We start from the raw sequence: 23,238 nt of genomic DNA, 5'->3' as shown, positions 1-23,238 counted from the left end.
TCAATTACTTACGCTTTAAGCTGGCTAATACGGCAAATGGGTTTGGTTTTTGCGCTTCATCAGGCAATTCCCCAAAGACCATGTCCGCCTCGGACACTTCACAGTGTTCAGAATCATGCACCGGAACGACTGGCAAGGAGAGGATGACTTCATCTTCAACCAGAGCCAGAAGATCGATTTCACCGAATTCGTTAACCTCAATCGGCTCATACGCTTCCGGGAGTGCTTCAGCCTGTTCGTCAGAACGAACCGGACTAAAACAATACGTTGTGTGAACATGCTGTACAAACGGTTTCCCGCAACGCTGACAAGCGAGCGTTACCGTAACCTTTGCATCACCGGTTAAAACGGCAAGGCGCTGGTTATCGATAGCGAACGACATGGAGCATTCTACATCACTGTCCACACTGACTACGGATTCGGCGATACGCTCTGCCTGATCGGAAGAATAGATTCCTTCGTAATCGAGGCGTTTCTGAGCCGTACGAACCGGATCAAGAGTCAGGGGTAATTTTACCTTTTGCATAGGGCGCGCATATTAACTTTGTAACGTCATATAGTCAAAGAAAAAGGCAACCAGGGCTGCCTTTTGCCAATTATTCGCACACATTGCGGCCTGTAGTTTAAAATGGCTGGCATCGATACGCTATATCTGGTGATAAAAATATGCCAAATCTCGTTCTCGCCTCCACTTCACCCTACCGTCGAATGTTGCTGGAAAAACTCGGTATCCCGTTTGAATGTGCCGCACCGGCCGTTAACGAAACACCACAATCCGGTGAGTCGCCACGGCATCTGGTTACCCGTCTGGCGCAGGAAAAAGCTCAGTCTCTGGCTGCACGTTACCCTGCCCATTTGATTATAGGCTCCGATCAGGTTTGCGTGCTCGATGGCGTTATCACCGGAAAACCTCACACCGAAGAGAATGCCATCCAGCAACTGATGAGCGCACGCGGCAATATCGTTACCTTTTATACTGGTCTGGCGCTGTATAACTCGGCCACTGGCCATCTGCAAACCGAATGCGAGCCTTTCGATGTGCACTTCCGCCATCTCAGCGAGCAAGAGATTGTGGATTACGTTCGTAAAGAGCGTCCGCTGAACTGCGCAGGCAGTTTTAAAAGTGAAGGATTGGGGATTGCGTTGTTCGAAAGACTGGAAGGCCGCGACCCTAACGCGCTGGTCGGTTTACCGCTGATTGCGCTGTGCCAGATGTTAAGGCGTGAGGCGTTAAATCCGCTCAGTGCGTGATTTAACCGTTGCGGCCTGATGCCCTCTCCCACAGGAAGAGGGTGCAAACATTAAAAACGACAACTTCGTTGCCGTTTTACTTTTACCTTAGCCGCGCAGAACTTTGAGGCAGCGTTTCAGCTGGTCGTCCAGCGGCGCTTCAACACGCATCACCTCACCCGTCCCCGGATGGGTGAACTTCAGCGCGGCGGCATGAAGAAACAGGCGCGTTAACCCGGTGCCAGCCAGCTGTTTGTCGAACTCCCTGTCACCGTAACGGTCGTCAAATGCGATAGGATGCCCGGCATATTGCGTATGCACGCGGATCTGGTGCGTACGGCCCGTCACCGGGCTACAGCGCACCAGGGTGGCAAACTCAAAACGCTCTTCGACTTTAAAACGCGTCTCAGACGGCTTGCCTTCCTGGTTAACGCGAACAATGCGCTCACCGCTTTGCAGGATATTTTTCAACAATGGTGCCTGAACCACTTTCACATGGGATTGCCACTGACCACGCACCAGCGCCAGGTAATCCTTCTGCATTCCTTTATCACGCAACTGCTCGTGCAGGGAACGCAACGCGGAGCGCTTTTTCGCTACCAGTAACACGCCAGAGGTGTCGCGGTCGAGGCGATGCACCAGCTCAAGGAAACGTGCTTCCGGTCGCAAGGCGCGCAGACCTTCAATCACGCCAAAACTCAGACCACTACCGCCGTGTACCGCCGTGCCAGATGGCTTGTTCAGCACCAGAATGTGATCGTCTTCATATAAAATCACATCGCTAAGGGCCGCGACTTTCTGCAATTTTGGTGAAACCGCCTCTTCTTCACGCTCAGCAACACGTACTGGCGGAATACGGACTTCATCGCCCGCTTCGAGTTTATATTCAGGTTTCACGCGTTTTTTGTTCACCCGCACCTCGCCCTTACGCAAGATGCGATAAATCATACTCTTTGGTACGCCTTTCAGTTGGGTACGCAAAAAGTTATCGATACGTTGCCCCGCTTCATCATCGGTGATGGCAACCATTTTTACGGCTGGAGTCTCTGTTTTCATGGTTGGCGATTCTAAATATCGTCACGCATTAGCGCCACTCATTTTTCTATGCTTATATTTACTTTTATCCGGCACGCTTTCTTCGTGCGCAATCGATTTGGTGGATATTAGACCAATCGCTTCGCTGAAGTGGAGAAACTGTGAGTAACCGGGTGATAATTGGTAAAAGTCATCTTGCTATAACCCGGCGAGCAGTGGAATAATGAGGCCGTTTTCCGTGTTAAATCCTGGTTAAGTAAGGATACTGACGGAATGACCAATTTTGTCTGACCGATCATCCACGCAGCAATGGCGTAAGACGTATTGATCTTTCAGGCAGTTAGCGGGCTGCGGGTTGCAGTACTTCCCGGTATAAGGATTGTTCTCTGGAGAGTTTTACCCAGGCAATTCCCCTGATAATTGCGCTGTGTTTCCGTATGAATCACAGGCAACCGACACTCTGCGCCTCTTAAGCGAGCGACAACCGTGAGGTTGGCGACGTGAATAGACACGAGGCCATCGGTTCATACCCCGGAAAGCGTCACCTTGCCCGCAGCTTTGTCGTCAATGTAAGAATAATGAGTAAGTTACGATGAAAAGAATGTTAATCAACGCAACTCAGCAAGAAGAGTTGCGTGTCGCCCTTGTGGATGGGCAGCGCCTGTACGATCTGGATATCGAAAGTCCTGGACACGAACAGAAAAAAGCGAACATTTACAAAGGCAAAATCACCCGCATTGAACCAAGCCTTGAAGCTGCATTCGTCGATTACGGCGCTGAGCGTCACGGTTTCCTTCCTCTTAAAGAAATTGCTCGCGAATACTTCCCTGCCAACTATAACTCCCACGGTCGCCCGAACATCAAAGATGTTCTGCGCGAAGGTCAGGAAGTTATTGTTCAGATTGATAAAGAAGAACGTGGCAATAAAGGCGCTGCGCTGACCACCTTTATCAGCCTGGCAGGCAGCTATCTGGTACTGATGCCAAACAACCCGCGTGCGGGTGGTATCTCTCGCCGTATCGAAGGCGACGACCGTACCGAGCTGAAAGAAGCGCTGGCAAGCCTTGAGCTGCCGGATGGCATGGGGCTTATTGTTCGTACCGCAGGCGTGGGCAAATCTGCCGAAGCCTTGCAGTGGGACTTAAGCTTCCGCCTGAAGCACTGGGAAGCTATCCAGAAAGCAGCTGAAAGCCGCCCAGCTCCATTCCTGATCCACCAGGAAAGTAACGTCATCGTGCGTGCTTTCCGTGACTATCTGCGTCAGGACATCGGCGAAATTCTGATTGATAACCCGAAAGTGCTTGAGCTGGCTCGCCAGCACATCGCGGCACTGGGTCGCCCGGATTTCACCAGCAAAATCAAACTGTACACCGGTGAAATCCCGCTGTTCAGCCATTATCAGATTGAATCCCAGATTGAGTCCGCCTTCCAGCGTGAAGTGCGCCTGCCATCCGGTGGTTCTATCGTTATCGATACCACTGAAGCGCTGACCGCAATCGACATCAACTCCGCACGCGCAACACGCGGCGGCGATATTGAAGAAACAGCCTTCAACACCAACCTTGAAGCAGCCGATGAAATCGCCCGCCAGTTGCGCCTGCGCGACCTGGGTGGCCTGATTGTTATCGACTTCATCGACATGACCCCTGTACGCCACCAGCGTGCGGTTGAAAACCGTCTGCGTGAAGCGGTACGTCAGGATCGTGCGCGTATCCAGATTAGCCATATCTCTCGTTTTGGCCTGCTGGAGATGTCCCGTCAGCGTCTTAGCCCATCACTGGGTGAGTCCAGCCATCACGTCTGCCCACGCTGTTCTGGTACAGGTACCGTTCGTGACAACGAATCACTGTCCCTGTCTATTCTGCGTCTGATCGAAGAAGAAGCGCTGAAAGAGAACACCAAAGAAGTCCACGCCATTGTTCCGGTACCGATTGCCTCTTACCTGCTGAACGAAAAACGCGCGGCAGTCAGTGCAATCGAAGCGCGTCAGGGCGGCGTGCGCTGCATCATCGTGCCAAACGACCAGATGCAGACCCCGCACTACCATGTGCTGCGCGTCCGTAAAGGCGAAGAAACCTCTACGCTGAGCTACCTTCTGCCTAAGCTGCACGAAGAAGAGATGGCGTTGCCTGCTGATGAAGAGCCTGCCGAACGCAAACTGCCTGAGCAGCCTGCATTAGCGACCTTCATCATGCCGGAAGCACCACCAGAAACCGCACTGGAAAAACCAACTGAGAAACCTGCTGCACAAAAACCTGCTCCAGAAGCAGTTAAAGCACAGCCTGCTCAGCCTGGTCTTCTGGGTCGTTTCTTCGGCGCACTGAAAAAGATGTTCGCAGGCGAAGAAACACAGCCGGAACAAGTGCAGGAAACGCCGAAAGAGGCGAAACCAGAGCGTCAGCAGGATCGTCGTAAACGTCAGAACAACCGTCGCGATCGCAATGACCGTAACGATCGTAACGAGCGCCGTGATAACCGTTCCGATAACAACGAAGGCCGTGAGCAACGCGAAGACAACCGTCGCAACCGTCGTGAGAAACAACAGCCAAACGTTGAAGATCGCGAAATTCGCCAGCAGGCGGGCGATGAGTCTGAGAAGAGCAAACAGCGCGACGAGCAGCAGCCTCGCCGTGAGCGTAATCGTCGCCGTAACGACGATAAGCGTCAGGCTCAGCAGGAAGTTAAAAACCTGAACCTCGAAGCGCCTGTTGAACAGCCGGAAACTGAGCAGGAAGAACGTACTCAGGTTATGCCGCGCCGTAAACCGCGTCAGCTGTCCCAGAAAGTTCGTTTTGCGTCAGAGCAAACGGAAGAGACAGCAATCGTCACTGCTGAAACCGTCGCTGAAATCGCGCCGAACACCCAGCTGGCTAAAGTAGACTTGCCAGCCGTGGTCGACAACAGCGCAGAGCAGGATGAAAACGCTGAAGGCCGAGATAACACCGGGATGCCACGTCGCTCCCGTCGTTCTCCTCGTCACCTGCGCGTAAGCGGTCAGCGTCGTCGTCGTTACCGTGACGAGCGTTATCCAGCTCAGTCGCCAATGCCGTTAGCCGTAGCCTGTGCTTCCCCGGAAATGGCCTCGGGTAAAGTCTGGATCCGCTATCCGGTTGCACGCCCAGAGCAGGTGGTTGAAGAAGCGGTTGTGGCTGAAGAGTTCGTCGCTCCAGTTGAAGCTGTGCAGGAAGTGGTAACAGAAGCAGCAACCGTTGTTGAGCCTCAGGCTGTTGAGAGTGCTCCTCATGCGGTTGTCGTTGAAACGACCCATCCGGAAGTAATTGCTGCGCCGGTTGATGACGCTGTACACATCATCGCGGAAGAAGACACTGTGGTTGCTGAGCAGGTGGCTGAAGAAGTTGAACCTGCCGCACCGGTTGAAGAGATCGTTGAAGCTGTCACTGAAAACGTGGTCGCCGAAGCACCAGTTGCAGTTGAAGTTAAAGCTGAACCTGCACCTGTCGTTACCGAAGCCATTGTTACAGAAGTGAAGCCTGAACCGGTTGTCGAAGTGGCTGCTCATGCTCACGTTGCCACTGCGCCAATGACGCGTGCGCCAGCGCCAGAGTACGTTCCGGAAGCACCTCGTCAGAGCGACTGGGTTCGTCCGAGCTTTAACTTCGACGGCAAAGGCTCTGCCGGTGGTCACAGTGCAACGCAACAGGCGACTGCACCGGCTACCCGCCCACAGTCTGTTGAGTAAGCCTGCGTAAAATAAGAAAAGCCGACCTTCGGGTCGGCTTTTTTATTGCTACTGCCCGGGTTTTCTCATGCCGGCAATGTCCGGCATCACCTGGCGCATCATCTCCAGAAAACGCCGCAGGCGCGCCGGGTAATAGCGTGACCACGGATAAACCAGATGCACAGGCAACGCCGCAGGTTGCCAGTCGGAAAGTAAATGCACTAGCCGCCCTTCCTGAATATCCTCTTTGACCGTCCAGCTTGAAACAACCGCCACGCCCAGCCCGCTCAGCACGGTATTGCGTGCCACATGCAGGCTATCGGTACTCAGTCTTGGGGTGATGGCAACACGCGCGGGCAACTCAGAAACGCCATCGAATAACTCGACATGGCGCTGATAGAAGGTGTTGATCGCAATCCACGGCAGCACAGAGAGATCTTCCGGGGTTTTCACTGGCGCAAACTGAGCCAACAGCTCCGGCGATGCCACCACACAGCGCGGGACCTCTGCCAGCAGCACAGAAACGGTCGCTGGATCGATTTCTGCCCCCACGCGTATGGCACAATCGAGGTTGTCGCTCAGGAAGTCGACCGACTTATCATTCAGCATCCACTCAACGGACAATTGCGGGTAGCGCTGCAAAAATTGCGTGAGCGGTTTCAGAAGCTGATCCTGCCCGAAAGCATGGGGTGCACGTACCCGCAGTACGCCAACCGGTTCATCTTCGGTCTGCCCGACTTCATCTTCCAGCGCCAGCCAGCTATCAATCACCCGCCGGGCATGTTGATAACAGCGCTCGCCATCATCCGTTAATTTAGTTGCATGGGTGGTACGGAGCAACAACCGGACACCCAGCACGGTTTCCAGCGATTGCAGACGTCGGCTAACTGTCGCCTGCGTTGTGCCAAGCTGCCTTGCTGCCGCAGACAACGAGCCCGACTCCACGATGCGAACAAACGTCCGCATCAACTCAACCCTGTCTATACGTTCAGTTCGTTTCATTATTTTACTGGTAATACGTTTAACGTATAAGCGTTTTACCACCAGGCCGTCTACCACCACAAGGCTGACTGCGAAAAAATGTCCTCACACTATGACTGAGGAACGTCTTATGAACACAACAACTGCCACCCATGCCGTAAGCCGCTGGGTTATTTTTATGCTGGCGATGGGTGCCGGATTCAGCGTGGCATCGATTTACTATGCCCAGCCTCTTCTGCCCCTGATGGGTTCAGACCTGCATTTAAGCATCGAAGGCATGGGTCTGGTACCCACGCTGACCCAGGCAGGCTATGCGCTTGGTATTCTTTTCCTGCTGCCGCTTGGCGATCGTCATGACCGCAGAACGCTAATCCTGATAAAGAGTGCCGCACTGGCCCTCTTCTTACTGGGCTGTAGCCTGACCGGGCAATTGCATTCCCTGCTGCTGGCAAGCCTGTTAATCGGGATGGCCGCAACCATGGCACAGGATATCGTCCCTGCGGCAGCCATTCTCGCGCCGGAAGGTAAACAAGGGAAAACCGTGGGTACGGTCATGACCGGTTTGTTACTGGGTATTTTGCTGTCGCGTACCGTCAGCGGCGTGGTGGGTGAAGCCTTTGGCTGGCGCGTCATGTATCAGCTGGCCGCCGTCAGTATTGCCATTATCGGCGCGGTGATGTGGGCGGTACTGCCGCGTTTTGCGACCCACTCAACACTCAGCTATCCGGCACTGATGCGCTCCATGGAGCACCTGTGGCGTCGTTATCCGGCCCTGCGCCGTGCGGCTCTGGCTCAGGGTTTCCTTTCCGTGGCGTTCAGTGCGTTCTGGTCAACGCTTGCCGTAATGCTGTTTGAGCGCTATCACCTGGGCAGCGCCGTTGCTGGTGGATTTGGTATTGCCGGTGCGGCGGGTGCACTGGCCGCACCGCTGGCGGGAGGGCTGGCGGACAAACTGGGCGCGGGTAAAGTCACCCAGCTTGGTGCGGTACTGGTGACCGTCTCTTTTGCCCTGATGTTCCTGATGCCTGCTCTTGGCACACACGGGCAATTGTTCCTGATTGCACTGTCCGCCGTCGGTTTCGACCTGGGTCTGCAATCGAGCCTGGTGGCACACCAGAACCTGGTTTACAGCCTGGAGCCTCAGGCACGCGGTCGTCTTAACGCCCTGCTGTTTACGGTGGTCTTTATCGGGATGGCGCTGGGTTCAGTAGCGGGCACGAACATCTATTCTCTGGCAGGCTGGTCTGGCGTGGTAGCGCTGGCAACCCTGTGTGGTGCCATTGCACTGGTGATCCGCTTGATTGAAAGCGCCCGTGTGATGTCTGCTCAGGCTGAAGCGTTATAAAAAAAATGCCCAATCCAGATACGGATTGGGCAGTCAAAACATGTCCAGTTTCGAGACATGTTCTAAGAGGTCAAGATGTTACTTGTTCATCTGGAACAGAGACATGCCCTGCATATCGCTGAAGGCTTTATAAGACGCCTGCAATGCCGCCTGCTGCATGGTGTAAGACGAAATCACCGAGTTCCAGTCAACGTCAACCAGGTTGCTCATCTGCTGAGTTTGCCCCAACGCACGGTCATCACCCAGCGCATCCAGTTTATCCAGCTCATTCAGCTTCGTACCCAAATCAGCGCGCACCGTCAGGACGTTATCCAGGGAGTTGCTCAGGCCACGGTTGGTTTTATCAACTGCAGCGGTCAGAGCGTCAGCGGCGGTCTGGTCGTCGGCAATAGGGGTATTCAGTGCGGCAATCGCTGTGTCCAGGATCTTGAACAGATTCGTTTCCGGGGCACTGCCATCTGGCTCTGGTTTCGCGCTGCTGGTGAACTTATCGAAAACTTCAGAGCCGGTATGGCTGATTTGCATTGAACGTGCTGAATCAACCTGCTGACTGATTGGCGTCGTGCCGCCAGCGTAATTACCGGTCGTTGAATCAAAGGCTGCCGCTTCGGTTTTGTAACCGGCAAAGATATAGCGGCCATTACCGTCGGTGCTGTTCGCCAGGTTCATCAGCTGATCGCGGATACCCTGAAGGTCAGTCGCAAGCGAAGCGCGGTCGGTATCACTCAGCGTGCCGTCACCCGCATACACGATCTTTTCCTGCGCGCTCTGGATAGCCGATGTCACCTGCGTCAACACGTTCTCTTCCAGAGAGACTTTGGTCGTTGCGAAGGTACGCGCCAGTGCATACTGACTGTTCTGGGTTTGCGCCTGAGACAGGACAACAGCCTGAGACGCGGCAATCGGGTCATCGGATGGGCGGTTTACACGCTTACCGGTAGACATCTGTTCGCCATAACCGAGCCAGAGACTCTGGGAGTTTGTCACCCCACGCATACTCTGCTCATACATCATTTGAGTGCTAATACGCATTTTTCACTCCGGTCCTTAGCGAATATTGATTAACGCATCAAAGAGCGTGCTGGCAGTCTGAAGTACCTGCGCATTCGCCAGGTAATACTGCTGATAGCGTTGCAGGTTGCCGTATTCTTCGTCCAGGTTAACCCCGGAGATAGACTGCTGCTGCTTGGTCAGCTGCGTCACGACGTTAGTCTGCGTTTCGCTACTGGTTTTCAGCGATGCGGTGGTGCTACCCACCGTACTGACCAGTGCAGCGTAGGCATCGTTGAAGGTCTTATTGCCACCAACCACTTTGGCGCTTTGCAGATCCAGCAGTTTTTGACCGTTGGTGTTATCGCTATCGCCACTGCCGCTGGCAGATGCCATTGCCAGTTTGGATTCGTCGCTAATCGCCAGATCCATATTGATGATGACGTCGTTCACCGGCTTCACCACGAAACTGTCTTTGGTGTTAGCAGAACCGCTGATGTTGACGTTCAGGCCGTCAAACGACAGGTTGCCGCTGGCATCAGCCGTTGCGGTAAAGCTGGTTTTATCCGCCAGACGCGTTACCGTCCAGTTCGTGCCGTTGTATTCGACTTTGTAGTTAGTCGCCTGCACCGCAGAGCTGTCGGTTACGCTCGCCGTCACAGCTGCACTGCCGGTATTTCTGCTGTTGCTCAGTACTGACGGAGATCCATAATCAAACAGTTTGCCGCCCGCATCGCCATTCGCATCAAACCCGGCTTCATGCTGGGTATTCATGGCATCGGCAAACGCCAGCGCCATCTGGTTCAGGGAGTTACGTGCTTTATCCAGATCCTGAGAACGGAAGGTTAACAACCCGCCCAGAGAACCGGAGGTTATCTGTTTTTCCGGGATCTCAACGTTGCCAGAAGCCGCATCTACATACGCAACAGTGATACGCGAAGGATCAGCGCTGGACTGAACTGCCGCCAGCTGATTCGCGGTGCTTCCCTGAACCAGGGTATAACCGTTCGCGAAGGAGATGTTGTAAGTACCGCTGTCCTGCACGGCCACTTCAACACCCACAATCTGGTTCAGGTTATTGACCAGCTGGTCACGCTGATCGAGCAGTTCGTTCGGGGATGAACCAGCACCCACACCTGTCAGACGTGAAATCTGATCGTTGAGGTTCGCGATTTGCTTCGCGTAGGCGTTGATCTGGTCGACGCTGCTGGTGATGGAGGTATTAACCTGCTTATCCTGATCGCGCAGATACTGATCGTTAACTTTGAACTGGTTAACCAGGCCATCGGCTTTGCCGAGTACCGTCTGACGCGCAGCCGGGTCTTCTGCGTTACTGACCAGCGTTTGCAGGCTGGTAAAGAAGTCCTGCAACGTCGTGGACAGCGAGTTTGTGGTATCAGAGAGCACGTCGTCAATTTTCGACATCTGCTGATAACGCGTTGTCAGCCCGCTGTTCTGGGTATCTGCCGCACGCAGCTGGTTAGTGATGAATGCATCATACTCACGCTGAACGCCGGAGACATAAACCCCGTTGCCAACCCAGCCACCGCCTGTCAGCGTGCTGTTAGAGGCTCCCAGAATGGTGTTCTGGCGAGTGTAACCGGCCACGTTGTAGCTTGAAATATTATTACTGACGGTATTGAGTGCCGCCTGTGCAGCACTGAGGCCACTCATGGCGCTGTTAATCAAACTGGACATGGGGGTTCCTTTTATACTTTCAGACACGAGTCCTGATGAAGGTTATCGGCAGCCTCCACCGGGACTTGAGAACTTTCAGAACAGATTTTCGAGATCTGTGCTATAGGCTTTGCTGACTTTCTCGCCCATTGATTTCAGCTGCTGGATCATACTGGTGAGCTTACGCGCATAGTTTGGATCGGTGGCGTAGCCCGCATTCTGCAACGCTTGCGCGCCCTGCTCCGGCGTTGCCGCCTGGGTCACGGCGGTATAGCGCGGGTTGCGGCTCAGAACGTTCACGTAATCCGACAAGGCTTCCAGATAAGAGCTATACACACGGAATTTCGCTTTCACTTTCACGGCAGCGCCGTTTTCGTATTCCGTGGTGGTTATCTCGGTGGTTGGCCCTTTCCAGTTGGCGTTGGCCTTAACGCCAAAGATGTTAAAGCTTGGCTCACCGTTTTCTTTACGGATCTGACGTTGCCCCCAGCCCGACTCCAGCGCAGCCTGCGCCAGAATCAGGTGATGCGGTACGCCGCTCTGCTCACTGGCAAGCCGCGCGGGCAGGGAAAGCTGAGCCAGGAAGTCCTTGCTGTCACCGGAAAGCGGCTCGTCACTGTTATCCGTCGCCTTCGGCATCGCTTTACGCACCATCTGCGTCAGCGCCTGGTTCTGATAACTGGTCACCGTTTCCAGGTCAAACTTCATCGGCACCTGCTGCGGCTGCTCTTCCTGTGCCTGCACACCCTGCGCGGCTTCGGTCTGTTTCACAATCATGTCAGCCAGACCTAAGTCCTTCCCGGCCGTCATCTGCTGCGCAATCTGCTGGTCATACATGCTGGTATAGAGTCGCGTTGAGTCGCTGCTGAAAATCCCGTCTTTCGGCAGGGTTTCACGCATACTTTTCAGCATCATCTGTACAAACATCCCTTCCACCTGGCGGGCGACCGGGCGAATATTCGCCGACGGATCTTTACCCGCTTTGGTTTTCAGTTCGTTGAGCGACTGGGCATCCCAGGCGGCACTGGTCAGCAGTTTGCTATCGGTCAGCATTAGATGATTTCCACTTTGGCACGCAGGCAACCTGCAGTTTGCATCGATTGCAGAATGGACATCAGATCTATCGGCGTTGCGCCCAATGCGTTCAGCGCACGTACCACGCTATTCAGGTTGGCACTGGAGCGCACGCTTTGCAGCGAACCGCCGCTCTGGCGCATATCAATCTGCGTTTGCGGCGTCACAACCGTCTGGCCGCCACCAAATGGCGTATTCGGCTGGCTGACGTTCGCGGAACGGTTCACCGTCACCGAGAGGTTACCCTGCGCCACGGCACAGCTGTCCAGCATCACTTCACGGTTCATCACCACAGAGCCTGTACGCGAGTTAATAATGACTTTGGCATCCTGAAGCGGAACGTTCACTTCCATATTCTGGATATCCGCCAGCATCCGCACCTGGTTGCTGCTGCCTGTAGAGGTACGGATCTGCACGGTACGTGCGTCCAGCGCGGTTGCGCTGCCATAGCCACGGCTGCGGTTGATGGTGTCGGCAATTTGCTGCGCCATCGTGAAGTCTTCATTATTCAGTTGCAGGTTAATGGTGTTACCGGAACCGAACTGGGTTGGCAGTTCACGTTCGATAATCGCCCCGCCGGTAATACGTCCGCCGTTGAGCTGGTTCACCTGCACGCTGCTGCCGCCCGCAGATGCACCCGCCCCACCGACCAGGATGTTCCCCTGCGCCAGCGCATACACCTGGCTATCAACACCTTTTAATGGCGTCATCAGCAGCGTACCGCCGCGCAGGCTTTTGGCGTTACCCATAGAGGAAACGACCACATCGATGGTTTGCCCCTGGCGCGCAAACGCCGGGAAAGAGGCGGTGACCATCACCGCGGCCACGTTTTTCAGCTGCATGTTCGTGCCCGCCGGTACGGTAATACCAAGCTGGGAGAGCATGTTGTTTAAGCTCTGGGTGGTGAACGGTGTCTGGGTGGTCTGGTCACCCGTACCGTCCAGCCCCACGACCAGGCCATAACCAATCAATGAGTTTTCACGTACGCCCTGTACGCTGGTCAGGTCACGAATACGGTCTGCCTGAGCAAAGGTAGCCACCAGCGCCAGCGCCGCTGCGAAGAGGAATTTAAACATGAGTTACCTCGCTTACATCGGCGATAAGTTAAGGAAGAAGCGCTGCAGCCAGCCCATATTTTGCGCTTCGTTGATGTAGCCGTTGCCGACGTACTCGATGCGCGCATCCGCCACCTGGGTGGACGGTACGGTATTGGTGCCGCTAATGGTGCGAGGGTTAACCACACCGGAGAAACGAATGAACTCAGTGCCCTGGTTGATGGCAATCTGTTTTTCACCCACAACGTGTAAGTTGCCGTTAACCAGAACCTGGTCAACCGTCACCGTCAGCGTACCGCTGAAGGTGTTGCTGGCATTTGCGCCACCTTTACCATTAAAGGTGTTACCGCCAGATGCATCAACATCGGCACGCGCATTGCCAAACAGGCCCTGCAGATAGCGTGGTACGGTGTCGAAGCCAAAATTAGTTTTGCCATCGCGGCTGGCGTTCGCCGACGAACTCTTGCTCGCACTGACGTTTTCCTGCAACACAATGGTCAGGGTATCGCCGACGTTACGTGGGCGACGGTCTTCAAACAGCGGCTGATAGCCATAGTTAATCGGCTGCGCGGTCTGGAAAATTGAACCGTTCACGACTGGCGAAGGGCCAGGAACGGGTTGGGCGGTCGTCGCACCCTCAACCAGTGGTTTAGACGGGACCCAGGCACACCCACTGAGGGTAACAGCCAGCACAGTCAGTATTGGATAACGAAACGCCGCGTTTTTTTGCATTGCCTTCATCTTCGAAAACAGGGAGCCGGTGTGGCAGTTACCACACCGGGCTACACCTTAGAGTTGCGTCAGTTTTTGCAGCATCTGGTCGGTCGTCGACACTGCTTTACTGTTAATTTCATACGCGCGCTGAACCTGGATCATATTCACCAGTTCTTCCGCAACGTTAACGTTCGAGGTTTCGACATAACCCTGATACAACAAACCTGCGCCGTTCAGGCCAGGCGTGCTTTCATTTGGCGTACCGGAGGATTGCGTTTCGGTGTAGAGGTTCTCACCAATGCTTTCCAGACCAGTATCGTTCATGAAGGTGGTCAGGTTGAGCTGCCCTACCTGCACCGGGTTGGTCTGCCCCTGCTGCGTTACGCTGACCACACCATCACGTCCGATGGTGATGCTCAGGGCGTTCGCCGGGATAGTGATCGCAGGCTGAACCTGGAAACCACCCGCTGTTACCAGCTGGCCGTTCTGATCAACCTGGAAAGAGCCATCGCGAGTGTAGGCAGAGGTTCCGTCAGGCAGCTGCACCTGGAAGAAACCCTGACCTTTGATTGCCACGTCTTTACTGTTGTTGGTCTGAGACAGGTTGCCCTGGCTGTGCAGACGCTCGGTCGCCACCGGACGAACACCTGTACCTATCTGCAAACCGGACGGCAGCGTGGTTTGTTCAGAAGACTGAGCACCTGGCTGACGAATAGTTTGGTAAAGCAAATCTTCGAAAACGGCGCGCTGACGCTTGAAACCATTGGTACTGACGTTTGCCAGGTTGTTGGCAATAACGTCCATATTGGTTTGTTGTGCGTCCAGGCCCGTTTTCGCGATCCATAAAGAACTGATCATAAGAAGTCCTGTTAACTCATAGCCAGAAGTTGGTTAGCTTTGCTCGCGTTTTCATCAACGCTGCTGATAATTTTCATCTGCATTTCAAAACGACGGGCGCTGGCGATCATATCGGTCATGGCTTCAACCGGTTTGACGTTACTGCCTTCCAGCACACCAGACATCACACGAATACTCGGATCAGCCTGTAATGTGGCACCGCGCGTGGCTTGCGCCGCCTGGGTCAGACGGAACATCCCGTCATCACCACGCTGCACTTCTTTACCTTCCGCTTTAACCAGCTTCAGACGACCGACAGGCGCAACGGTGTTTGCCGGGTCACCTGGGTTTAATGCCGAGATGGTCCCGTCAGCAGCGATGGTCAGCTCTGAGCCTTCCGGTACGGTAAGCGGGCCAGCTTCACCCATAACCGGGTGTCCCTGGATCGTCAGTTGCCCGGTGGCGCTCACCTGGATATTACCGTTGCGGGTATATCCCTCGCTGCCATCGGCAGTTTGCACGGCCAGCCAGCCGTCCTGCTGAAGCGCAACGTCCAGTGGACGCGAGGTGTAATCCATCTGACCCGGCGTCATATCCGCACCTGGTGTAGAAGCCGTTACCAGCGTACGCGTGGGTAACGACAGCCCTTCTACCGGCACGGCGCGCAGCGCATTAAGCTGCGCACGAAAACCCGGTGTAGAGGCGTTCGCCAGGTTGCTGGCGGTGACGGCCTGCTGATTGAGCGTCTGGCTTGCGGCGCCCATCGCTGTATATATTGCGTGATCCATTGCGCTTTCCTGTTAGCCGCTTAACGCAGGTTAACCAGCGTGTTGAGGATCTGATCCTGAGTTTTGATGGTCTGTGCGTTTGACTGATAGTTACGTTGAGCAACAATCATGTTCACCAGCTCTTTACTCAGGTCAACGTTTGAGGCTTCCAGGGCACCGTTAGTCAGCGTACCGAAGTTACCGGTTCCTGCTGTACCCAGCAGCGCAACGCCGGATGACTGGGTTGCAGACCAGACGTTATCGCCTTCAGACTGCAAACCTTCGTTGTTAGCGAAGTTTGCCATCACGATCTGGCCCAGAACCTGAGTCTGTTCGTTGGAGTAGTTACCCACAACGGTACCGTCATCGTTGATCTGGTAGCTCACCAGGTCGCCAGGCTTGTAGCCGTTCTGAGTGGTCGCCACAACGTTGTTGGAACCGGTGTTCTGCTGCATGGAGTTCAGGAAGCTCAGGTTGAACGATGCAGGGGTTGCGCCACTGACTGAATCGGTAACGATATTGATAGACGGGGTGGTGTTGGCGGTAGTAGCCAGTGACCAGGTTTGCGGCGTGGTGCCAAGCGCGGTGTAGTTATACACGCCTGCCAGGTTACCGTTGTTGTCAAAACTCATCTGCGCCGCTTTGTTCGCAGTAGCGTTAGCAACGCTTGCATCCTGGGTATACAAATCCCAGGTGTTGTCCGCGGTTTTGACATAGTAAACGCTCATATTATGTTCGTTACCCTGGCTGTCATAAACCGTGACCGAACCCTTCTTGTTGTAGCTGTCCGCGTTGGTCGGATCAAATGCCACTGTCGGGATATCGTCCGTGGAGTTCAGGTTGATCTGCTGGGTCGCCGTGGTGGTCGATTTCGCGGCCATCAGGGTATTCGGAATCGAAATAGGCTGTGGGTTCGCACCGGTCTGTACCGATGGCGGTGTACCCGCAACAGGGTAACCGGTCAGTTGCAGACCCTGCATGTTCACCAGGTTACGGTTTTCATCCAGTTTGAACTGGCCGTTACGGCTGTAGAACACGGAACCGTTCGCATCAACCATACGGAAGAAACCGTTCTGGCTAATTGCCACATCCAGGCCACGACCGGTGTTGGTGGTGGTGCCGTCGGTGAAGTCCTGAGTGATGCCTGCAACTTTAACGCCCAGGCCTACTTTGGAACCGGCAAACATGTCTGCAAAAGAGGCAGAGCCGGATTTAAAACCGTAGGTCGCGGAGTTGGCGATGTTGTTGCCAATGACATCCAGGTTGGTGGCCGCAGCATTCAGGCCGCTGACCGCTTGAGAAAAGGCCATGACTTACTCCTGATAAGTGTTAAGGCTTAGATAATCTGCCGAACTTCGTCGAGTGTGGTGGTACCTGTGGTACCCAAATCCAGTTTGTTGCCGTCGCTGCCTTTAATCACGCCCTGCACCAGGCCAAACTGAAGTGGTTGTGCAACCAGCTGAGTGGTCCCGCTACTGGCCGCGATAGAAACGGTGTAAGAACCGTTCGGCGCAGTGGAGCCATCGGTCGCGCTGCCATCCCAGGTAAAGGTGTGAACACCGGCCGACAGTGCACCAATATCAATGGTACGAATCACGGCTCCGGTGGAGTCTTTAATCGTGGCGGTAACTTTGTCAGCAGCCTGTTGCAGCTCCACGCCAAACGGTGTAGTAGAGGTGGTTGTCGAGCCATCGGTAGTGGTGCTGCCGGCAAGCACCGTGGTGCCAGGGATCATAACGCCGTGGCCAATCAGGTTCGCCGCCTGAAGCGACTGGCTGCTGTCGATTTGGCCGGATACTGAACCAAGGGTGGTGTTGAGCTTTTCAATGCCGCTAACGGTACTGATCTGCGCAAGCTGCGTGGTCAGTTCGTTGTTCTGCATCGGGTTGGTTGGATCCTGGTTCTTCAGCTGCGCCACCAGCAGCGTCAGGAAGCTGCTTTGCAGATCGGAAGCACTGCTTCCCGTCAGGGAGCTGGAGCTGGTAGAGCTGGTACTGGTTACGCCCGAGTTAGTGGTGTCATTCACATTGACGGCGATGGACATGCGTGTCTCCTTTACTGGCCGAGAGTGAGTGTTTTGAGCATCATGCTCTTCACGGTATTAAGCACTTCGACGTTGGCCTGATAGCTACGCGAAGCCGACATGGAGTTGACCATTTCACCGACCACATCCACGTTTGGCATTTTCACGTAACCACTGGCGTCGGCGAGCGGATTACCCGGCTCGTAGACCAGTTTGTCCGGTGCCTGGCTCTCTACCACGTCAGAGACTTTCACGCCGCCCGTCGCCGCACCTGGCGCAGCATCGACCTGAAAGACAACCTGTTTTGCGCGATAAGGCTGCCCGTCCGGGCCGGTCACGCTATCGGCGTTTGCCAGGTTACTGGCTGCCACGTTCAGGCGTTTGGACTGCGCTGTCAGCGCCGAACCGGCGATATCAAAAATATTCAGCAAGGCCATGAATTAGTTGCCCCCCTGGAGGACGCTCATCATGCTTTTGATTTGTCCACCGAGTACGCTCAGGCCTGTCTGGTACTGAAGGCTGTTATCGGCAAACTGTGTACGTTCCCGGTCCATGTCTACGGTGTTACCGTCGAGTGAAGGCTGATCGGGGACGCGATAAAGTAAGTCAGTGGTTGGCGCAGTCATCGCCTGAGCGGGAATATGGCGTGAGGATGTCAGTGCAAGCGCAACCCCTGTCCCTTCGGTACGTCCCCGCTCCATCACTTTTTTAAGCTCACTGGAAAAATCAATATCGCGTGCCTGAAACCCGGGGGTATCCGCGTTAGCGATATTGGCGGCTAAAATTTCCTGCCGCTGGGCGCGTAAATTGAGCGCTTCCTGCTGAAAACGTAAGGCAGCGTCGAGTTTATCGAGCATGTCTCCTCCGCTGATGGCAAAATTTCAGTTCACAGCTTAAATCTCAACCCGTCTGCCTTATCGACGGAATAAGCGCAAAATGCGTCGCTATTTATTGCGTTGATGCAAAACCACTGAAGGTAGAATCCTCTCAATTCTGAAAACGGTGGAACGTGCGATGCGGACGTTGAAACATGGCCTTGCGGCAACCTTATTGTTTTTAAGCCCCTTTGTTCAGGCAGATAATGTTCAGGCCGACAATAGTCAGGCCAATGGCCTTAGCGACCAGTTGACGAGCTTCTTTGCCCAGCAGCTGGCGGGCTTTAGCGATGACGTCACGGTTATCGTGCGCACACCGCCCAATATGTATCCTTCCTGCGACCAGCCCTCTTTCAGCGTGACCGGCAGTGCAAAACTGTGGGGCAATGTGAACGTGCTGGCGCGCTGCGCCAATGAAAAACGTTATTTACAGGTTGCAGTTCAGGCGACGGGCAATTATGTTGTCGCCGCCCAGCCTATCGCCCGGGGAAGCGTGTTACAGACAGGCAGCGTGACGCTAAAGCGTGGCCGCCTGGACCAGTTGCCGCCTCGCACCATGCTCGACATTAATCAGGCGCAGGACGCGGTAAGCCTTCGCGATGTCGCCCCAGGCCAGGCCATTCAGCTGTCTATGCTGCGCCAGGCATGGCGAGTAAAAGCAGGCCAGCGGGTGATGGTCGTAGCCAACGGAGATGGGTTTAGCGTCAACAGTGAAGGCCAGGCGTTAAATAACGCCGCCGTTGCACAAAATGCCCGTGTGAGGATGTCCTCAGGCCAGGTGGTTAGCGGAACTGTCGATACTGATGGGAATATTCTGATTAACCTATAATCTTTTTAAAGATTTCGCTGCGACTGCCGATAAATAATCAACAAATGATGATGTCAGGCGCAAACGCCGCGAACCCTCGATGAGGACAACATAATGAGCATTGATCGTACATCAGCCCTAAAACCGGTTAGCAGTGTACAACCTCGCGAAACGAATGACGCTACGCCGCAGAAAACGCGTCTGGAAAAACCGTCGACTGCAAACAGCACCAGCGTCACCCTGAGCGATGCGCAGGCGAAACTGATGCAGCCAGGCAGCAGCGATATCAACATGGACCGTGTTGAATCACTGAAAACCGCTATTCGTAACGGCGAGCTGAAAATGGACACCAGCAAAATCGCTGATGCACTGATTCAGGAAGCGCAGAGTTTCTTACAGAGTAACTAACCGTATGAGTCGACTGCCAGAAATACTGGATCAAATGACGGTTGTCCTGAACGACCTGAAAACGGTAATGGATGCAGAACAACAACACCTGTCTTCCGGTCAGATCAACGGCAGCGCGTTGCAACGTATTACCGAAGACAAAAGTTCGCTCCTGGCGACGCTGGATTACCTGGAGCAGCAGCGACGCGCGGAACAAGATCCGCGACGCAGTGCAAACGATGAGATTGTCGAACGCTGGCAGACTATTACAGAAAAGACCCAGCACCTTCGCGACCTCAATCAGCATAACGGCTGGCTGTTAGAAGGACAGATCGTTCGTAATCAGCAGGCGCTTGAAGTGTTAAAACCCCATAAAGAAACGGGGCTTTACGGCGCAGATGGTCAAACATCCAGTGCGAGAATTACGGGCGGGAAAAAGATTTCGATTTGACGTTTTAACGGCGAATCAGGGAACGGGGAGCACCATCGGGTGAACTCCCCTTTTGGCGTTTATGCCGTACGGCGGGCAAACTCTTTCACTTTAAACCCAAGTACTGCAAGCGTTGCGAAGTAAGCCACAATACCCACCACCACTACAGCCATCAGACGCAGCAGGCGATAAGGCATCGTACCCTGGGCCCAGTCTGGCATCACGTACATCATGCCGAGTAACGCCGCTGACATCACCAGCACCGCAATCAGTAAACGCACCAGGAAACTCGCCCATCCCGGCTGGGGGGTAAAGATATCCTGTTTACGCAGCTGCCAGTACAACAGCCCGGCGTTCAGGCAAGCCGCAAGGCCAATCGACAGTGACAGGCCGGCATGTTTCAGCGGGCCAATAAACGCAAGGTTCATCAACTGCGTCATGATCAGGGTCACGATGGCAATCTTCACCGGGGTTTTAATGTTCTGACGGGAATAGAAACCGGGAGCGAGCACTTTAACGACAATCAGCCCCATCAGCCCCACTGAATAGGCCACCAGCGCGCGTTGAGTCATGGCGGCATCAAAAGCGGTGAATTTTCCGTACTGGAAAAGAGAAACGGTCAGGGGTTTAGCGAGGATCCCTATCGCCACCGAAGCAGGCAGCGCCAGCAGGAAGCAAAGACGCAAACCCCAGTCCATCAAACGGCAGTATTCATCATGATTGCCGCTGACGAAGCTTTTCGACAGCGATGGCAACAGGATAGTCCCCAGCGCAACGCCCAGCACGCCTGACGGGAACTCCATCAGACGGTCAGCGTAATACATCCAGGAAACGGAGCCGGACACCAGGAAAGAGGCAAAGATGGTGTTGATGATAAGCGAGATCTGGCTGACGGATACGCCCAGGATCGCCGGGCCCATCTGCTTAATCACCCGCATCGCCCCGGCATCGCGGAAGTTAACGCGCGGCAGCACCAGCATCCCAATTTTTTTCAGATGCGGCAACTGATAGGCCAGCTGTAATACACCGCCCACGGTAACGGCCCAGGCCAGCGCCAGAACCGGCGGATTAAAATGCGGGGCCGCGAACAGCGCAAAGCCAATCATGCTGACATTAAGGAACGTGGGCGCAAACGCCGGAACGGAGAAGCGGTTCCAGGTGTTCAGAATGGCACCAACCAGTGAGGCCAGCGAGATAAGCAGAATATAAGGAAAGGTAATGCGCAGAAGCTGGCTGGTGAGGGCAAATTTATCGGCCGTATCAGCAAAACCCGGCGCCGTCACCATAATTACCCAGGGGGCCGCCAGCATCCCGATTACGGTCACTACCGCCAGTGCAAGCGTCAACAGGCCAGAAACATAGGAGACAAAAACGCGGGTGGCATCTTCGCCTTGCTTGCTTTTATATTCCGCAAGGATGGGAACAAACGCCTGTGAAAATGCCCCTTCGGCAAAAATACGGCGCAGCAAATTCGGCAGCTTGAACGCGACGAAAAAGGCGTCAGTGGCCATCCCTGCGCCAAAAACCCTTGCCACAATGGCATCGCGCGCAAAGCCAAGCACGCGGGAAAACATGGTCATCGAGCTGACTGCCGCCAGCGATTTTAATAAGTTCATTAACGTGAATTTCCAGAACCATACGGATTTGTAGGCCGGGTAAACGAAAGCGCCACCCGGCAAAGCCAACGAGCGGCGCTTAGTCTAACCCGATTTCAACGAATTACTATCCGCAGATGTTACAGCGAGTTATTCACTCATGGCATCTCGCCAGAGCCTTTCTACAATACGCTGCGCCAGGATTGCCTGCTCGCCAGAGGTTTCAGGAACCGTCTGATTTTGCACGCAGGTGATAAAGTGACGCGCACACCCGACAAAGCCACGTTGTTCAAGCGTGCTCTGCCACCCTGGAACGGGCTGCATCACCACGCCGTTGCCCTTCTCTTCCCGCCACTCGCGCATATCGGTAATGTCATACAGTGCGCCATCGGTAACGGCCTGCACCGATTCCCGCTGGCTTCCTGCCCGGCGGTGCATACTGGTTGTTACCTGGAGATGATCCACCGAAAAGTGATGTTCGGCATACACCATTTCGCCCTGCTCGCTGGTTAACAGCGTTCCGCTTTTCAGCTGCGCGTTGCCGTTGGTGAGCCACAGTGCGGTGTCCACAACATGCAGATAATCATCGAGCAACGTAAAGCGCAGATCGTTCGGCCCAATGCTGTCAGTACGGTGCTTGTCCATGCGCAGCGAGGCAAGGTTCCCGGACTGGGCTTTGAGTTGCTGATAGAGTGGCGCAAAGCGACGGTTGAAACCCACCATCAGTTGCAGGTTTTTGCTGGCCGCAAGGTCAATCAGGCGCTCGGCATCCTGAACGTTTTCCGCCAGCGGCTTATCCACGCAGACATGCACACCGGCGTTCAGCAATTCGCTGACCACCTGATAATGCGTTGAGGTTGAGGTATGCACAAACACCGCATCACAGTCGCGGGCTAAATCCAGCAGCGAGTTGGCATACGGGATGCGCCAGGTATCACAGATGCGCTGCGCTTTTTCGCGAGTAGGCGACCACGCCCCTTGCAGCGTCCAGTCCGTCGCTGCGCCTAATACCGGCAACCAGGCTTTTTGAGCAATACCGCCAAGCCCGACGACTCCCACGCGTAATTTTGTCACCGTTAATCTCCCAAATGAGCAAGCAAGGCATCCAGACGCTGTTTAAGCCCGGCGACTTCTTCTTCAAGCGCTTCCACTCGCGCCGTCAGGCTGTCATTGCCCTCTGGTGCATCGGTTTCGGTATAACTGTCCAGCGGTTCCACATCACCGCTGAACAGGTGCATAAAGCGGCTTTCGCGCTTGCCCGGCTCCCGCGCAAGGCGTTGCACGTAAGGGCCATCTTCGCGTGTCGCCAGCCCTTCCAGCGTTTGCTCGACTTCCTGCATATCGCTGAATTCATGCATTCGGGAGGCACGTGAACGCAGTTCGCCAGGGGTTTGCGCGCCACGCAACAGCAGCGTGGTGATGACCGCCACTTCTGCGCTACTTAATTTGAGATCGCCAAACTCGGAATTACAAAAACGTTGTTCGTACTTGGTCACCCGGTTGCCAAACCCGCTCACCGTGCGTAGATAATGCCGTTTGACCAGCGCGTCCAGTACATCCTGCACGTCGTGTTCACCGAGATTCATCACCGGCTCGCGGTTGGTCTTTTGATTACAGGCCATGGTCACCGCATTCACAGATAACGGATATTGCTCTGGGGTGGTCACCTGCTTTTCAAGCAGGCAGCCAATGACCCGCGCTTCGGTGGCGGTTAACTGATATTTCATCTTTTCTCC

Annotated in this window: 23 protein-coding genes; 6 read left to right on the top strand and 17 right to left on the bottom strand. The window is 54.6% G+C overall.

All coding sequences use genetic code 11. The annotated features are described in order from the left end of the window. Window positions 1-4: 4 nt before the first annotated feature. Window positions 5-526: a 23S rRNA accumulation protein YceD gene (gene yceD / locus HV107_RS19640; RefSeq protein WP_182060462.1), complete on the bottom strand. Its 522-nt coding sequence runs from the start codon at window positions 524-526 to the stop codon at window positions 5-7. Between the two features lie 140 nt (window positions 527-666). Between yceD and HV107_RS19635 the strand changes: the two genes are divergently transcribed. Further along, window positions 667-1,251, top strand: coding sequence for a nucleoside triphosphate pyrophosphatase (locus HV107_RS19635; RefSeq protein ID WP_182060461.1), 585 nt, complete (start codon window positions 667-669; stop codon window positions 1,249-1,251). An 87-nt stretch (window positions 1,252-1,338) separates the two neighbouring features. Here the strand turns inward: HV107_RS19635 and rluC are convergent, their stop codons facing one another. Further along, window positions 1,339-2,286, bottom strand: coding sequence for a 23S rRNA pseudouridine(955/2504/2580) synthase RluC (gene rluC / locus HV107_RS19630; protein ID WP_182060460.1), 948 nt, complete (start codon window positions 2,284-2,286; stop codon window positions 1,339-1,341). 571 nt (window positions 2,287-2,857) lie between these two features. Here rluC and rne point away from each other — a divergent pair. Further along, window positions 2,858-5,965: a ribonuclease E gene (gene rne, locus HV107_RS19625; RefSeq protein WP_182060459.1), complete on the top strand. Its 3,108-nt coding sequence runs from the start codon at window positions 2,858-2,860 to the stop codon at window positions 5,963-5,965. 48 nt (window positions 5,966-6,013) lie between these two features. Here rne and HV107_RS19620 read toward each other — a convergent pair whose 3' ends face one another. Then, a complete protein-coding gene (locus HV107_RS19620) occupies window positions 6,014-6,946 on the bottom strand; it encodes a LysR family transcriptional regulator (RefSeq protein ID WP_182060458.1) in 933 nt (310 codons plus the stop codon). Window positions 6,947-7,055: 109 nt separating this feature from the next. Between HV107_RS19620 and HV107_RS19615 the strand changes: the two genes are divergently transcribed. Then, on the top strand, window positions 7,056-8,270 hold the full coding sequence (locus HV107_RS19615) for an MFS transporter (protein WP_182060457.1): 1,215 nt from the start codon (window positions 7,056-7,058) through the stop codon (window positions 8,268-8,270). Window positions 8,271-8,348: 78 nt separating this feature from the next. Here HV107_RS19615 and flgL read toward each other — a convergent pair whose 3' ends face one another. The 11 genes from flgL to flgB all read right to left on the bottom strand — a co-directional run bounded on the left by flgL (window position 8,349) and on the right by flgB (window position 18,264). Next, window positions 8,349-9,302 (bottom strand): flagellar hook-associated protein FlgL, encoded by a 954-nt coding sequence (gene flgL / locus HV107_RS19610; RefSeq protein ID WP_182060456.1) that lies wholly within the window; start codon window positions 9,300-9,302, stop codon window positions 8,349-8,351. Between the two features lie 15 nt (window positions 9,303-9,317). After that, on the bottom strand, window positions 9,318-10,958 hold the full coding sequence (gene flgK, locus HV107_RS19605) for a flagellar hook-associated protein FlgK (protein WP_182060455.1): 1,641 nt from the start codon (window positions 10,956-10,958) through the stop codon (window positions 9,318-9,320). A 75-nt stretch (window positions 10,959-11,033) separates the two neighbouring features. Continuing rightward, window positions 11,034-11,990: a flagellar assembly peptidoglycan hydrolase FlgJ gene (gene flgJ, locus HV107_RS19600; protein WP_182060454.1), complete on the bottom strand. Its 957-nt coding sequence runs from the start codon at window positions 11,988-11,990 to the stop codon at window positions 11,034-11,036. Then, complete coding sequence (locus tag HV107_RS19595; RefSeq protein WP_182060453.1) at window positions 11,990-13,087, bottom strand: flagellar basal body P-ring protein FlgI; 1,098 nt, start codon at window positions 13,085-13,087, stop codon at window positions 11,990-11,992. The genes flgJ and HV107_RS19595 overlap by 1 nt, the downstream gene beginning before the upstream one ends. 12 nt (window positions 13,088-13,099) lie before the next feature. Continuing rightward, window positions 13,100-13,798 (bottom strand): flagellar basal body L-ring protein FlgH, encoded by a 699-nt coding sequence (gene flgH, locus HV107_RS19590; RefSeq protein ID WP_182060452.1) that lies wholly within the window; start codon window positions 13,796-13,798, stop codon window positions 13,100-13,102. A 57-nt stretch (window positions 13,799-13,855) separates the two neighbouring features. Next, a complete protein-coding gene (gene flgG / locus HV107_RS19585; protein WP_014069773.1) occupies window positions 13,856-14,638 on the bottom strand; it encodes a flagellar basal-body rod protein FlgG in 783 nt (260 codons plus the stop codon). Window positions 14,639-14,649: 11 nt separating this feature from the next. Then, window positions 14,650-15,405 (bottom strand): flagellar basal body rod protein FlgF, encoded by a 756-nt coding sequence (locus HV107_RS19580; RefSeq protein ID WP_109081055.1) that lies wholly within the window; start codon window positions 15,403-15,405, stop codon window positions 14,650-14,652. 20 nt (window positions 15,406-15,425) lie between these two features. Further along, window positions 15,426-16,694: a flagellar hook protein FlgE gene (gene flgE / locus HV107_RS19575; protein ID WP_182060451.1), complete on the bottom strand. Its 1,269-nt coding sequence runs from the start codon at window positions 16,692-16,694 to the stop codon at window positions 15,426-15,428. Between the two features lie 26 nt (window positions 16,695-16,720). Next, the gene (gene flgD, locus HV107_RS19570; RefSeq protein ID WP_182060450.1) at window positions 16,721-17,428 is read right to left on the bottom strand and encodes a flagellar hook assembly protein FlgD; all 708 of its coding nucleotides are present in this window, start codon (window positions 17,426-17,428) and stop codon (window positions 16,721-16,723) included. Between the two features lie 11 nt (window positions 17,429-17,439). Then, window positions 17,440-17,844, bottom strand: coding sequence for a flagellar basal body rod protein FlgC (gene flgC, locus HV107_RS19565; RefSeq protein ID WP_014069769.1), 405 nt, complete (start codon window positions 17,842-17,844; stop codon window positions 17,440-17,442). A 3-nt stretch (window positions 17,845-17,847) separates the two neighbouring features. Continuing rightward, complete coding sequence (gene flgB / locus HV107_RS19560; protein WP_182060449.1) at window positions 17,848-18,264, bottom strand: flagellar basal body rod protein FlgB; 417 nt, start codon at window positions 18,262-18,264, stop codon at window positions 17,848-17,850. 157 nt (window positions 18,265-18,421) lie between these two features. Between flgB and flgA the strand changes: the two genes are divergently transcribed. The 3 genes from flgA to flgN all read left to right on the top strand — a co-directional run bounded on the left by flgA (window position 18,422) and on the right by flgN (window position 19,928). After that, window positions 18,422-19,111, top strand: a complete 690-nt coding sequence (gene flgA, locus HV107_RS19555) for a flagellar basal body P-ring formation chaperone FlgA (RefSeq protein WP_182060448.1) — start codon at window positions 18,422-18,424, stop codon at window positions 19,109-19,111. Window positions 19,112-19,204: 93 nt separating this feature from the next. Beyond that, complete coding sequence (gene flgM, locus HV107_RS19550) at window positions 19,205-19,498, top strand: flagellar biosynthesis anti-sigma factor FlgM (RefSeq protein ID WP_182060447.1); 294 nt, start codon at window positions 19,205-19,207, stop codon at window positions 19,496-19,498. A gap of 4 nt (window positions 19,499-19,502) precedes the next feature. Then, a complete protein-coding gene (gene flgN, locus HV107_RS19545; protein ID WP_014069765.1) occupies window positions 19,503-19,928 on the top strand; it encodes a flagella biosynthesis chaperone FlgN in 426 nt (141 codons plus the stop codon). A gap of 59 nt (window positions 19,929-19,987) precedes the next feature. On the opposite strand, the gene murJ is transcribed toward flgN, so the two are convergent. From murJ to HV107_RS19530, 3 genes are all read right to left on the bottom strand, one after another. Then, a complete protein-coding gene (murJ, locus tag HV107_RS19540) occupies window positions 19,988-21,523 on the bottom strand; it encodes a murein biosynthesis integral membrane protein MurJ (protein WP_182060446.1) in 1,536 nt (511 codons plus the stop codon). A 129-nt stretch (window positions 21,524-21,652) separates the two neighbouring features. Next, window positions 21,653-22,576, bottom strand: coding sequence for a Gfo/Idh/MocA family protein (locus HV107_RS19535; RefSeq protein WP_182060445.1), 924 nt, complete (start codon window positions 22,574-22,576; stop codon window positions 21,653-21,655). 2 nt (window positions 22,577-22,578) lie between these two features. Then, complete coding sequence (locus HV107_RS19530) at window positions 22,579-23,229, bottom strand: YceH family protein (protein ID WP_182060444.1); 651 nt, start codon at window positions 23,227-23,229, stop codon at window positions 22,579-22,581. Window positions 23,230-23,238: the final 9 nt, after the last annotated feature.

It is taken from the genome of Enterobacter sp. RHBSTW-00175, assembly GCF_013927005.1.
GTDB lineage: Bacteria > Pseudomonadota > Gammaproteobacteria > Enterobacterales > Enterobacteriaceae > Enterobacter.
Note: the sequence above shows the minus strand (reverse complement) of the source record. Positions and strands in the feature narration are given on the sequence as shown.

Excerpts from the sequence above, each read along its gene's own strand:
- yceD (WP_182060462.1), bottom strand. The coding sequence starts at position 526 with ATGCAAAAGGTAAAATTACCCCTGACTCTTGATCCGGTTCGTACGGCT.
- HV107_RS19635 (WP_182060461.1), top strand. The coding sequence starts at position 667 with ATGCCAAATCTCGTTCTCGCCTCCACTTCACCCTACCGTCGAATGTTG.
- rluC (WP_182060460.1), bottom strand. The coding sequence starts at position 2,286 with ATGAAAACAGAGACTCCAGCCGTAAAAATGGTTGCCATCACCGATGAT.
- rne (WP_182060459.1), top strand. The coding sequence starts at position 2,858 with ATGAAAAGAATGTTAATCAACGCAACTCAGCAAGAAGAGTTGCGTGTC.
- HV107_RS19620 (WP_182060458.1), bottom strand. The coding sequence starts at position 6,946 with ATGAAACGAACTGAACGTATAGACAGGGTTGAGTTGATGCGGACGTTT.
- HV107_RS19615 (WP_182060457.1), top strand. The coding sequence starts at position 7,056 with ATGAACACAACAACTGCCACCCATGCCGTAAGCCGCTGGGTTATTTTT.
- flgL (WP_182060456.1), bottom strand. The coding sequence starts at position 9,302 with ATGCGTATTAGCACTCAAATGATGTATGAGCAGAGTATGCGTGGGGTG.
- flgK (WP_182060455.1), bottom strand. The coding sequence starts at position 10,958 with ATGTCCAGTTTGATTAACAGCGCCATGAGTGGCCTCAGTGCTGCACAG.
- flgJ (WP_182060454.1), bottom strand. The coding sequence starts at position 11,990 with ATGCTGACCGATAGCAAACTGCTGACCAGTGCCGCCTGGGATGCCCAG.
- HV107_RS19595 (WP_182060453.1), bottom strand. The coding sequence starts at position 13,087 with ATGTTTAAATTCCTCTTCGCAGCGGCGCTGGCGCTGGTGGCTACCTTT.
- flgH (WP_182060452.1), bottom strand. The coding sequence starts at position 13,798 with ATGCAAAAAAACGCGGCGTTTCGTTATCCAATACTGACTGTGCTGGCT.
- flgG (WP_014069773.1), bottom strand. The coding sequence starts at position 14,638 with ATGATCAGTTCTTTATGGATCGCGAAAACGGGCCTGGACGCACAACAA.
- HV107_RS19580 (WP_109081055.1), bottom strand. The coding sequence starts at position 15,405 with ATGGATCACGCAATATATACAGCGATGGGCGCCGCAAGCCAGACGCTC.
- flgE (WP_182060451.1), bottom strand. The coding sequence starts at position 16,694 with ATGGCCTTTTCTCAAGCGGTCAGCGGCCTGAATGCTGCGGCCACCAAC.
- flgD (WP_182060450.1), bottom strand. The coding sequence starts at position 17,428 with ATGTCCATCGCCGTCAATGTGAATGACACCACTAACTCGGGCGTAACC.
- flgC (WP_014069769.1), bottom strand. The coding sequence starts at position 17,844 with ATGGCCTTGCTGAATATTTTTGATATCGCCGGTTCGGCGCTGACAGCG.
- flgB (WP_182060449.1), bottom strand. The coding sequence starts at position 18,264 with ATGCTCGATAAACTCGACGCTGCCTTACGTTTTCAGCAGGAAGCGCTC.
- flgA (WP_182060448.1), top strand. The coding sequence starts at position 18,422 with ATGCGGACGTTGAAACATGGCCTTGCGGCAACCTTATTGTTTTTAAGC.
- flgM (WP_182060447.1), top strand. The coding sequence starts at position 19,205 with ATGAGCATTGATCGTACATCAGCCCTAAAACCGGTTAGCAGTGTACAA.
- flgN (WP_014069765.1), top strand. The coding sequence starts at position 19,503 with ATGAGTCGACTGCCAGAAATACTGGATCAAATGACGGTTGTCCTGAAC.
- murJ (WP_182060446.1), bottom strand. The coding sequence starts at position 21,523 with ATGAACTTATTAAAATCGCTGGCGGCAGTCAGCTCGATGACCATGTTT.
- HV107_RS19530 (WP_182060444.1), bottom strand. The coding sequence starts at position 23,229 with ATGAAATATCAGTTAACCGCCACCGAAGCGCGGGTCATTGGCTGCCTG.